Raw genomic sequence first — 11,656 nt, forward strand, 5'->3', positions numbered from 1 at the left:
ATGACCCTGACCGCCTTTCTCGCCGTCGCCTTTCTGCACCTGATGGCCGCCATCAGCCCCGGCCCCGCCGTCCTCATGGCCGCGCGCACAGGCGTGACCGAAGGGATGCGCACGGGCACATTCCTTGCCTTTGGCATTGGTGCGGGCGCTGTGATTTGGGCCATGGCCGCCCTGTTTGGGCTGGCTTTGGTGTTTCAGGCGGCACCTGCTCTTTTGTGGGCCCTCAAACTGGTCGGGGCGGCCTACCTCTTGCACATGGCGTGGGTCATGTGGCGCGATGCGGCCCAACCCTTGGATATGACGCAGCGCAGCGCCCTGCCCCGCGCGGCCCTTTCGCCCTTTCGCCTAGGGCTTGTCACCCAGCTTGCAAACCCAAAACCTGCCGTGCTGTTTTCCGCCATTTTCATTGGCACCGTGCCACCGCAAACCCCGCTTTGGGTTTATGCCGCCCTTTTGATCGTTGTGTTTTTGAATGAGGCGTTGTGGAATATCTTTGTCGCACGCATCTTTTCCTTTGAACGCACGCGCAGCGGCTATATCACGCTTAAAACCATTCTGGACCGCGTGTTCGGCGATATGCTTGCCCTTCTGGGCTTGAAAATTGCCGCAACCTGATCCGCCACCAAAAGGGATACGACCATGACCGACCGTTTGCCCCATGAAAAAGGCTTCCACATTTCGTGGGATCAAATGCACCGCGATGCGCGCGCGCTGGCGTGGCGGCTGGATGGCAAAGGCCCCGACAATGGCGCGTGGAAGGCCGTTGTGGGCATCACCCGCGGCGGCATGGTGCCCGCGATGATCGTGGCGCGCGAACTCGACATCCGCGTGGTCGATACGATTTCGGTGAAAAGCTACAGCCATCAAGACCGCTCGGAGGCGAGGGTTATCAAAGCACCGCAGGCCGACGTGATGGGCGACGGGACCGGCATTTTGATCGTGGATGATCTGGTCGATACCGGCAAAACGCTGGAACTGGTGCGCGCTTTGTATCCAAAGGCGCATTTTGCCACTGTTTACGCCAAACCCCATGGCCGCCCAATGGTGGAAACCTTCATCACCGAAGTCAGCCAAGACACTTGGATTTTCTTTCCTTGGGATATGGCGTTGCAATACGTCCAGCCCTACCGTGGCACCGATTGACCCCTAACGCACGGAGCCTGCAATGATCCGCCCCCTCTCTTCCGCGATGGCCCAAACCGATGCCCCCCCGGTGATGGAGGCGCGGCGCTGGCTGGATGGGGTGACCTTTCCTGCAGATCGTCCCCTGATCAACGTGTCCCAAGCGGCCCCGGTGGACATGCCCCCCTTGGCCCTGCGCCAAGCAATTGCAGACGCCGCGATCAACGACCCCGCCGCCCATCTTTATGGCCCGGTGCTGGGCCTGCCCGCCCTGCGCACGGAAATCGCACATCAATGGACTGCGGCTTACGGCGGCCAAATTGAGGCGCATCACGTCGCCATCACCCAAGGCTGCAACCAAGCATTTACCGCCGTCATGTCCACATTGGCGGTTGCAGGCGATGAAGTTATCCTGCCAACCCCTTGGTATTTCAATCATAAAATGTGGCTGGATATGCAGGCGGTGCGCTGCATCCCCCTCGCGTGCGGCCCGGGCCTTATCCCAGATGCCACTGACGCCGCAAAACTCATCACCCCGCGCACTCGGGCTATTGTGCTGGTCAGCCCCAATAACCCCGGCGGTGCTGAATATCCGGCACAAACCCTCACCGCTTTCATGGACCTCGCCCGTGCCCACGGCATCGCCCTGATCGTCGATGAAACCTACCGTGATTTTGACAGCCGCACAGGCGCGCCACATCACCTTTTCACCGACCCCAAGTGGGCCAACACGCTGATCCACCTTTACAGCTTTTCCAAGGCCTACCGCCTCACCGGCCACCGCGTCGGCGCGATCGTGGCCCATGAAAACCGCTTGGCAGAGGTGGAGAAATTCCTCGACACCGTCGCAATCTGCCCCAACCAACTGGGCCAAATCGCAGCCCTCTGGGGCATGCGCAATCTGGGCGACTGGGTGCAAGGCGAACGCGCCGAGATCCTTTTGCGCCGTAATGCCATGTCCCATGGGTTCAAAAATCTCCCCGATTGGACCCTCCTTGGTTGCGGCGCTTATTTCGCTTATGTCGAACACCCCTACGCCCTACCATCCGATGAATTCGCCAAGGCGCTGGTCACCCGCGCCTCCCTCCTCACTCTGCCCGGCACCATGTTTCAGCCGCACGGCTCGCCAGACGGCAAACGCCAAATCCGTATCGCTTTTGCCAACATCGACACCGCAGGCATCACCGAATTCTTCCACCGCCTCAAACACCTCACTCTTTGATTTCGTATTGGCAGAAATACCTCGCCGGGGTCTGGGGGGCGCGTAGCCCCCCAGCTCTGGCCACTCCGAACATCCCACACCCTTGCCCCCACCAACCTAACCCCCTAAACAGTCCAAAACCCGTTTCCCAAAGGCAGAACCATGGCAAACCCGACCGACGACACCCGCCGCAAAAAAGGCAAAGGCACCAGCATCGTGGTGTGGGTGCTGATGGGCATGCTTGTCCTTGGGCTTGGTGGCTTTGGGATCACCAACTTCGGCGGCGGCCTTGGTGCCATCGGCAAGGTCGGCGATCGTGAAATCACGATCAACGATTATCAACGCGCTTTGCAAACCGAAATGCGCGCGTTGTCCCAGCAATTTGGCGCTCAATTGACGCTGCAACAGGCGCAAACCTTTGGGATTGATCAACAAGTACGCCAACAATTGGTCAACACCGCAGCGCTCGATAATGAAGCTGACAGGATCGGGCTGTCTGCAGGCGATGGGCGCATTGTGAATGAAATCACAAATTCCAGCGCATTTCAGGATGCATCGGGCCAGTTTAACCGCGAAACCTATCGCCTGACCTTGCAAAACAATCGGTTAAGCGAGGCAGAGTATGAAAGCAAAATGCGCGCCGATCTGGCCCGCGCCTTGTTGCAAGGCGCCGTTGCAGGCGGCTTTGCTGCACCTGCGGTGGTCACAGACACGCTTTACGCCTACGTCTCCGAACGGCGCAGTCTGTCGCTTTTGCGCTTGACCGCGGCTGATGTCGCAGCTCCGCCTGCCGCACCGACCGATGCCGAACTGACAGCGCATTACGACGCAAATATAGCTGAATTCACAGCATCCGAGGCGCGCCGCATCACCTATGCCGCCCTTTTGCCCGAAAATATCGCAGCCAACATGCCGATTGATGAAACCTTGTTGGCAAAACTGTACCAAGACCGCATTGCAGAATTTGTGCAGCCCGAACGCCGCCTTGTCGAACGCCTTGTGTTCCCGACATTGGATGCGGCCACTGCGGCCAAAACAGCGTTTGACGCGGGCACCACGTTCGAATCCCTAGTGGAGCAACGTGGCGTGGCCCTGTCCGATATCGACCTTGGTGACAAATCTGCCGAAGAATTGGGCACCGCTGGCCCCGCCATTTTCGCCTTGACCGAACCCGGCGTGGTCGGCCCCTTTGACAGTGATCTTGGCCCGGCCCTGTTTCGCATGAACGGTATTTTGGCCGCGCAAAACACCACGCTAGACGAGGCGCGCGATGATTTGGCCGCCGAACTCGCCGCTGATTCTGCCCGCCGCGCGATTGATGATATGGTCGAAGGGTTCGACGATCGTTTGGCCAGTGGCGCCACGCTAGAGGATCTGGCAAATGAAACCGATATGACCCTTGGTCAAATTGATTTCACCGCCACATCAAGTGAGGCGATGGCCGCCTATCCCGCTTTCCGCCAAGCCGCAGCAGATGCCGTTGATGGTGATTTCCCAGCCATTATTCAGTTGGATGATGGCGGCATTTTCGCACTGCGTTTGGACGCAATCATCCCCCCGACCCCTGTTCCATTCGCCGATGCGCGCACAGCCGTCACCGACAGTTGGACCGCGCAAGCCGTGACCAAATCGCTGTCGGACTTGGCAACAACTATCAAATCACAAATCGAAGGCGGGGCGGCGCTTGGGGCGTTTGGTATCACCGAAATCCTGACAGACATCACACGTTCCAGCACAATTGCGGACACGCCCGCATCTTTGCTGCAAACGGTGTTTGAAATGGACGCGGGACAAATTCGCGTGTTGGAGGAAGGCACATTTGTCGCCGTGATGCAGCTTGATACCGTCACCCCCGGTGCCACCGATGGCCCCGACGCCGAGGCGCTGAAAGCGGCGATTGCCGCGCAGGCCGAACAGGCCTTGGCCCAAGATGCCTTTGCGCTTTATACCAACGCGCTGACCAGTGCCGCAGGCATAACGCTGGACAATGCTGCAATTAACTCTGTTCACGCGCAGTTTCCGTAAGGGGGCGAAATGGCACAGCTCACCCCCGATTTCGCCACGTTTGAACAGGGTTGGGCCAGTGGCCGCAGCCAAGTGGTGTTTGCCCGCATCCCCGCCGATCTGGACACGCCCGTGTCCTTGATGCTGAAATTGGGGGAGGCGCGCGGCGATACTTTCATGCTGGAATCCGTGACAGGCGGTGAAATCCGCGGTCGCTATTCGGTGGTGGGCCTGAAACCCGATCTGATCTGGCGCTGCCGGGGCACGAAAGTGGATATCAACCGCGAGGCCCGCTTTGATCCCTTAGCCTTCACGCCAGATCCCACCGCCCCGCTCGACAGTCTGCGCGCCCTGATTGCTGCAAGCGCGATTGACATGCCCCAGGGCTTGCCTGCTATCGCGGCGGGGCTGTTTGGCTATCTTGGCTATGACATGATCCGGTTGATTGAACATTTGCCCAACGTGAACCCCGACCCTTTGGGCCTGCCCGATGCCGTGCTGATGCGCCCTTCGGTCGTGGCGGTCCTTGATGGCGTCAAAGGTGAGGTGACGGTCGTCGCCCCCGCATGGGCTACCCCCGGCATCTCGGCCCGCGCGGCATATGCCCAAGCGGCGGAACGCGTGATGGACGCGCTGCGCGACCTTGACCGCGCCCCCCGCGCTGAACGCGACTTTGGCCAAGCCGCCCCCGTGGGCGCGGCTGTTTCCAACTTCACCCACGCCGCGTATTTGCAAGCCGTGGAAAAGGCCAAGGATTACATCCGCGCGGGCGATATCTTTCAAGTTGTGCCCTCGCAACGCTGGACGCAACGGTTTGAGGCGCCCCCTTTCGCGCTGTACCGCAGTTTGCGCCGCACCAATCCATCACCCTTCATGTTCTTTTTCAACTTTGGTGGCTTTCAAGTCATCGGTGCCAGCCCAGAAATCCTGGTGCGCTTGCGCGATGGCGAGGTGACTGTGCGCCCGATCGCAGGCACCCGCAAACGCGGCGCCACCCCTGAGGAGGACCGCGCGAATGAGTTGGACCTGATTTCAGACCAAAAAGAATTGGCCGAACACTTGATGCTGCTGGATCTTGGTCGCAACGACGTGGGCCGGGTCGCCAAAATCGGCACAGTGCGCCCGACCGAAGAATTTATAATTGAACGCTACAGCCACGTCATGCACATCGTGTCCAACGTAGTGGGCCAGATCGCAGATGGTGAAGATGCGCTTTCAGCGCTGCTTGCGGGCCTGCCCGCAGGCACAGTGTCGGGCGCGCCAAAGGTCCGCGCCATGGAAATTATCGACGAATTGGAACCTGAAAAGCGCGGCGTTTACGGCGGCGGTGTTGGCTATTTCGCGGCAAATGGCGAAATGGATTTTTGCATTGCGCTGCGCACTGCGGTGCTGAAAGACGAACAGCTTTATATCCAAGCAGGCGGTGGCGTGGTCTATGACAGCGACCCGCAGTCGGAATATGAAGAAACGGTGAATAAATCCAACGCCCTACGCAAAGCGGCGGAGGATGCTGGGCTATTTTCTAGTGGCAACCGTTAGGTAAAAAGGGCCCATCGGCCCTTTTTACTGTGTAATCATCACGGCCGTTGATGGGGCCAGCGCCACGGTTGCCGCCCGCCCTTCCAGCGCCCATTCCAGCAAGGCCGCCACCGTTTCGGGCCGGGTTTTGCCAGCCACTACAACGCGCCCGTCCTGCGCTGCCTTAAAAGCCGCGCGGTCCAAATAGCGGCGGATCAGCGGGCTCGCCTCTCCCTCACTGTCCAGACTGCGAAAGATCACGGCATGACGGACCCCTTCGCGCTGCGCCACTTGGGCCGCCGCATTCAGGCCTTTGTCCCATGACACAACGCCGCGCCCCTCATCCTCAATCAGCGCCAGAACTTGGGTGGCAAGGCTGCGATTGCCTTGAAATCCACCCGTTTCCAAATCAACCACACCAACCGCTTCGGGCAACACGGCACTGGTCACCCCCATGCTGACCGACAGATCAGACGCGGTGGCCCCAACGGGCAAGCCCGTGGCCAACATCAAAACTTCTTTGCCGCCCGCGCGGTAAATCTGCGCTGCGGTTGCCGCATCTGGCAACGTGGGATCAATCACGAAAGATACGGGAAAATCAAGTTTTGCCAGCGCCTCGCGGTCAATGTCTGGGCCGCCCGTATCTTGCAGCAAAATGGCAAACAGCGGTTTGTTGTCGGGGTTTTGAAACCCTGCCGCAAAACGTTCGATCGCGGGCAACGACGGATCATCTACCAAAACAACCGTGGCCGCCTCCGCAGGTTCATCCGCAACTTGGTCCGGGGCTGCACCAATAGAGGGCAAGCGCCCAGTTTTGACGCCTTCCACCTTGCCAGCAAAACCCGGCGCGGGGCGTGCGGCGTCAACCACAGCCACCTCAGGCATTGGTTCGGGTTCTGGCGCAAATTCGAGAGCAGATTCGGGCGCAGTTTCGGGCGCAACAGCCACTGGCGCAGGGTCAACTGTGGGCGCAAACGCAGGCTCATTCCTTGGCACCATGTCTGCGGATGGGGCGCTTTCGGCAACCGGAGTTTCGGGCAGGCTTTGGGCGGGTGCGGCAAGGTTTGGCGCAGTTGCTTGTGTGGCGGGTGCAACGGGCACAGTTGCCGCAGCACCCACGGATGTCGGGGCGAGCATGGCTGTTTGCGTCTCGCTCACAATATCGGGCACTGCATCACGGGCAGTTTCTGGTGTTGCGGCCCTGTCACTGCCTGCAACGGGCGGCATTTCAATGGGGGGCAATGCGACCACTGGGGCGGCGTCGCCCCCAGTTGGTGCGCCAACATCAGGCACGGCTTCGGCGGCCCCTTGCAAAGACATCGCAGGCACGGCCGCATCAGGCGCGTTTGGTGCCGCGTCCACTGCTTTCTCATCTGCAACCTGCATCTGCGCTGCGCCCACGGGCGGCTGCGCAACCTCAACTGCAACGTGCGGCCCACCCGCACCGGACAGCGGCAAATCCGCGACTTGTGACGCTACCACAAGGCCAACTGCCGCCGCAGCGGTGCCCCAACCTGCCCCTACCAAAAACCCACGGCTCACCCGCAACCCTCCTGCTTGTCTTGTCGCGGTCCGCTGCAAAAAGGGAGGGTTTCCCTTGACGCCCACGCACCGCTCGGCCCATGTATAGCGCGACACGCAAGTGGGTTCACCCCCAAACAGACATCACAGTGACGGGCCAAGCAAAATGCTGCTATTGATCGACAATTATGACAGCTTCACCTATAATTTGGTGCATTATTTAGGTGAATTGGGCGCGGATGTCCGCGTTGTGCGCAACGATGCGCTGGATGTGCAGGCAGCATTGGCGTTGAATCCTCAAATGATCGTACTGTCACCCGGCCCTCGCGCGCCTGCCCAAGCGGGTATTTGTTTGCCCCTCACGCTTGCTGCCGCCGATACGGGCATCCCCCTGTTGGGCGTTTGCCTTGGGCATCAAACGATTGGTGAGGCGTTCGGCGGCCAAGTCGTGCGCTGCCACGAAATCGTTCACGGCAAAATGGGCGCGATGCATCACAACGGCGCTGGCGTTTTCCGCGATCTGCCGTCGCCGTTCCTTGCTACCCGCTATCACTCCTTGGTCGTGGACCGCGCCACCCTGCCCGATTGTTTGGAAATCACCGCATGGCTAGAGGATGGCACCATCATGGGCCTGCGCCACAAAACCCTGCCCATTGAGGGCGTACAGTTTCACCCCGAAAGCATCCGCTCTGAACATGGTCACCAAATGCTGCGCAATTTCCTGACCCGCGCAAAGGAAACCGCATGAGCGACCGCCTCAAACCCCTTATCCACGCCGCAGCAAACCGCCCCCTAACGCGGGCAGAGGCGGAAGTGGCCTTTACCGCCCTGTTTGAGGGTGACGCAACGCCTGCGCAAATGGGCGGTTTGTTGATGGCCCTGCGCACGCGCGGCGAAACGGTCGATGAAATCGCCGCCGCTGCCAGCGTGATGCGCGCCAAATGCAACCCGGTGCGCGCGCCGCAAGGGGCGATGGATATTGTCGGCACCGGCGGCGATGGCAAAGGCACGCTGAACATCTCCACCGCCACGGCCTTTGTCGTGGCGGGCGCAGGCGTGGTCGTGGCCAAACATGGCAACCGCAACCTGTCGTCGAAATCCGGTGCGGCAGATGCGCTAACCGAAATGGGCGTCAATGTGATGGTGCCCCCTGCGGTGGTGGAAACCTGCCTTGCGGATGCTGGCATCGGCTTCATGATGGCCCCCATGCACCACCCCGCCACCCGCCATGTGGCCCCGGTGCGGCTTGAACTGGGCACGCGCACATTGTTCAACATTCTTGGCCCCTTAACCAACCCGGCGGGCGTAAAACTGCAACTGACAGGCGCTTATGATGCCGCCCTGATCCGCCCTATGGCCGAGGTACTGCGCGCGCTCGGCTCCACCGCCGCGTGGCTGGTGCATGGCGGCGATGGCACGGATGAGCTGTCAATCGCAGCGCCGTCGCAGGTGGCCGCCCTCAAGGATGGAACCATAACCGAATTCATCGTCCACCCCGAGGATGCGGGCCTGCCCGTGCATCCGTTTGAGGCGATTATGGGCGGCAGCCCCGCTGACAACGCCATCGCCTTTCGGGCCCTGCTTGATGGTGCCAAAAATGCGTACCGCGACGCCGTCCTCCTTAACTCTGCCGCCGCATTGCTTGTGGCAGGCCGCGTGGACATTTTGAAAACCGGGGTCGATATGGCCCGCACCAGTATTGACAGCGGGGCCGCCCGCGCGCGGCTTGATGCCCTTGCCCGCATCACCACCGCCGCCCCACAAGGACCCAAAACATGACCACCATCCTAGACCGTATCAAAGCCTACAAGCTGGAGGAGGTGGCAGCCCGCAAAGCCGCCACACCCCTTGCAGATGTCCAAGCGCTGGCCGATGCCGCCCCCGCCCCGCGCGGCTTTGCACAGGCCCTCAGCTCCGCCGCCAGCACCGGATATGGCCTGATCGCAGAGATCAAAAAAGCGAGCCCCTCCAAAGGTTTGATCCGCGCGGACTTTGATCCCGCAGCCCTTGCCAGCGCTTATGAGCGCGGCGGGGCCACTTGCCTTTCGGTGTTGACCGATACACCTTCGTTCCAAGGGGCGGATGCGTTTCTCACCGCCGCGCATGACGCAACCGACCTGCCCTGCCTGCGCAAAGATTTCATGTACGACCCCTATCAAGTGGTCGAGGCGCGCGCGCTGTCCGCCGATTGCATCCTGATCATCATGGCCAGCGTGTCCGATGCCCAAGCGGCAGAGCTGGAAGATGCCGCCTTCAGCCTTGGAATGGATGTGCTGATCGAAGTGCATGACGCCGCCGAATTGGAGCGCGCTGCATTGCTAAAATCGCCCCTGATGGGCATCAACAACCGCAATTTGCACAGTTTCGAATTGGACCTGCAAACCACCCGCGACCTTGCGCGCCGCGTGCCCGAAGATCGCCTGATTATCTCTGAATCCGGCCTGTTCACCCCCGCCGATCTGGCCGATGTCGCCCGCTTTGGCGCGCGCTGTTTCTTGATTGGCGAAAGCCTGATGCGCCAAGATGATGTGGAGGCTGCGACCCGCGCGCTGCTGGCCCAACCCAACACTGCACAGCGGGGCGTGTGATGGCAGGCACAACACCCGGCCTTAGCCATTTTGACAGGGCCGGAAACGCCCATATGGTCGATGTATCCGGCAAAGCGGTTACCGCCCGCGTGGCCGTGGCGCGGGGCACTGTGAAAATGTCCGCCACCACCTTGGCAATGATCACCAGCGGTGCGGCGGCCAAGGGCGATGTGCTGGGCGTAGCGCGCCTTGCTGGCATCATGGGGGCAAAACAGACCGCCGCCCTAATCCCGCTGTGCCACCCCCTGCCGCTGACCAAAGTCGCGATTGACCTAACCCCGGACCCCACCTTGCCGGGCATCGTGATTGAGGCGACCGTCAAAACCGGCGGCCAAACCGGGGTAGAGATGGAGGCGCTAACCGCCGTATCCATCGCCGCCCTCGCCATCTATGACATGGTCAAAGCGGTTGATAAGGCGATGGAAATCACCGCTATCAAGCTGATTTTGAAAGAGGGCGGCAAATCCGGCCGGTATGAGGCCGCGCCATGATATCGGTCGACGCGGCGCTTGCACTGGCTTTGGCCCTCGTGCGCCCGCTTGGCACCGAAATCCTGCCTTTGGCCCGCGCCGCAAACCGCTTCATGCCACACCCCGCCACCGCGGCACGCGACCAGCCGCCCTTTGCCGTCGCGGCGATGGACGGTTACGCCACAGTTGGTCCCGCCCATCCCGGCGCGCAGTTTGTGGTGGTGGGCGAAGCTGCCGCAGGCCACGCTTGGCACGGCACGTTGCACCCCGGCCAAGCCTTGCGCATTTTCACCGGCGCGCCCGTTCCCCCCGGTGCCGACCGCGTGGTGATCCAAGAGGACGTGACCCGCAGCGGCGATCAGATCACCCTCACCGATGCGTTCAGCGGCGGCCCCCATATCCGTCCCAAAGGCCAAGATTTCAAAGCGGGCGATACCCTGTCCGCCCGCTTACTGCGCCCCGCTGATCTTGCGCTTTTGGCGTCGATGAACGTGGCAAACGTCTCCGTCACCCGCCGCCCCATCGTCGCGATCATTGCCACCGGTGACGAATTGGTGATGCCCGGCGAGGTGCCGCGCGACGACCAAATCATTGCCTCCAACAGCTTTGCCCTGCAAGCCTTGGCCAAAAATGCAGGGGCAATCGCGCGCCTGCTGCCCATCGCCCGCGATGATGAGGCCAGCCTACGCGCCGTGTTCGACCTCGCCGCAGGGGCCGATTTGATCGTGACCATTGGCGGTGCATCCGTCGGCGACCATGATATGGTTGGAAAAGTCGCGGCTGATCTGGGGATGGACCGCGCGTTCTACAAAATCGCGATGCGCCCCGGCAAACCTTTAATGGCAGGGAAAATTAATGGCACTGCAATGTTGGGATTACCGGGAAATCCAGTTTCTTCAATCGTTTGCGGCCATATCTTCATGTTACCGATGATCCGCGCGATGCTGGGCGATCCCACGCCTGCACCAGTTTTGCAACCCGCCCGACTGACCGCCCCCTTGCCCGCCAATGGCCCTCGCGCCCATTATATGCGCGCGCAGGTGAAACAGGGCACGGACGGCCCGCTGATCACAGGGTTTGACCGCCAAGATTCTGCATTGCTGACCGTGCTGGCTGATGCCAATGCCTTGTTGGTGCGCCCCGTCGATGATCCGCCCCGCAACACAGGCGATCTGGTGGGTTATCTGCCGATCTAAGCAAACCACTTGACACAAAGCAAGAACAAGGGCAGA

Annotated in this window: 11 protein-coding genes; 10 read left to right on the top strand and 1 reads right to left on the bottom strand. The window is 60.9% G+C overall.

Annotated features, from left to right (window positions below; genetic code table 11):
- The 5 genes from BMY36_RS04905 (at position 1) to trpE (ending at position 5,866) form a co-directional block, all read left to right on the top strand.
- Complete coding sequence (locus BMY36_RS04905) at positions 1-615, top strand: LysE family translocator (protein WP_050519029.1); 615 nt, start codon at positions 1-3, stop codon at positions 613-615.
- 24 nt (positions 616-639) lie between these two features.
- On the top strand, positions 640-1,143 hold the full coding sequence (gene gpt, locus BMY36_RS04910) for a xanthine phosphoribosyltransferase (RefSeq protein WP_050519030.1): 504 nt from the start codon (positions 640-642) through the stop codon (positions 1,141-1,143).
- A 22-nt stretch (positions 1,144-1,165) separates the two neighbouring features.
- Entirely contained in the window at positions 1,166-2,344 is a 1,179-nt protein-coding gene (locus BMY36_RS04915; protein WP_050519031.1) for an aminotransferase, read from the top strand.
- A gap of 141 nt (positions 2,345-2,485) precedes the next feature.
- Complete coding sequence (locus BMY36_RS04920; RefSeq protein WP_050519032.1) at positions 2,486-4,348, top strand: peptidylprolyl isomerase; 1,863 nt, start codon at positions 2,486-2,488, stop codon at positions 4,346-4,348.
- A 9-nt stretch (positions 4,349-4,357) separates the two neighbouring features.
- The gene (trpE, locus tag BMY36_RS04925; protein ID WP_074818456.1) at positions 4,358-5,866 is read left to right on the top strand and encodes an anthranilate synthase component I; all 1,509 of its coding nucleotides are present in this window, start codon (positions 4,358-4,360) and stop codon (positions 5,864-5,866) included.
- Positions 5,867-5,890: 24 nt separating this feature from the next.
- Here the strand turns inward: trpE and BMY36_RS04930 are convergent, their stop codons facing one another.
- Positions 5,891-7,387 (bottom strand): polysaccharide deacteylase family 2 protein, encoded by a 1,497-nt coding sequence (locus BMY36_RS04930; RefSeq protein ID WP_050519033.1) that lies wholly within the window; start codon positions 7,385-7,387, stop codon positions 5,891-5,893.
- Positions 7,388-7,532: 145 nt separating this feature from the next.
- On the opposite strand from BMY36_RS04930, the gene BMY36_RS04935 reads away from it, so the two are divergent.
- Genes BMY36_RS04935 through BMY36_RS04955 form a run of 5 tightly spaced genes read left to right on the top strand, consistent with a single transcriptional unit; the run spans position 7,533 to position 11,620 of the window.
- Complete coding sequence (locus BMY36_RS04935; protein WP_050519034.1) at positions 7,533-8,114, top strand: anthranilate synthase component II; 582 nt, start codon at positions 7,533-7,535, stop codon at positions 8,112-8,114.
- Entirely contained in the window at positions 8,111-9,145 is a 1,035-nt protein-coding gene (trpD, locus tag BMY36_RS04940; protein WP_050519035.1) for an anthranilate phosphoribosyltransferase, read from the top strand. Before BMY36_RS04935 ends, trpD begins: the two co-directional genes overlap by 4 nt.
- Entirely contained in the window at positions 9,142-9,954 is an 813-nt protein-coding gene (gene trpC, locus BMY36_RS04945) for an indole-3-glycerol phosphate synthase TrpC (protein ID WP_050519036.1), read from the top strand. Before trpD ends, trpC begins: the two co-directional genes overlap by 4 nt.
- Complete coding sequence (moaC, locus tag BMY36_RS04950) at positions 9,954-10,445, top strand: cyclic pyranopterin monophosphate synthase MoaC (RefSeq protein WP_050519037.1); 492 nt, start codon at positions 9,954-9,956, stop codon at positions 10,443-10,445. The genes trpC and moaC overlap by 1 nt, the downstream gene beginning before the upstream one ends.
- Positions 10,442-11,620 (top strand): molybdopterin molybdotransferase MoeA, encoded by a 1,179-nt coding sequence (locus BMY36_RS04955; RefSeq protein WP_050519038.1) that lies wholly within the window; start codon positions 10,442-10,444, stop codon positions 11,618-11,620. The genes moaC and BMY36_RS04955 overlap by 4 nt, the downstream gene beginning before the upstream one ends.
- The last annotated feature ends 36 nt before the right edge of the window (positions 11,621-11,656 follow it).

The sequence above is a fragment of the Pseudorhodobacter antarcticus genome (assembly GCF_900110135.1).
GTDB lineage: Bacteria > Pseudomonadota > Alphaproteobacteria > Rhodobacterales > Rhodobacteraceae > Pseudorhodobacter > Pseudorhodobacter antarcticus.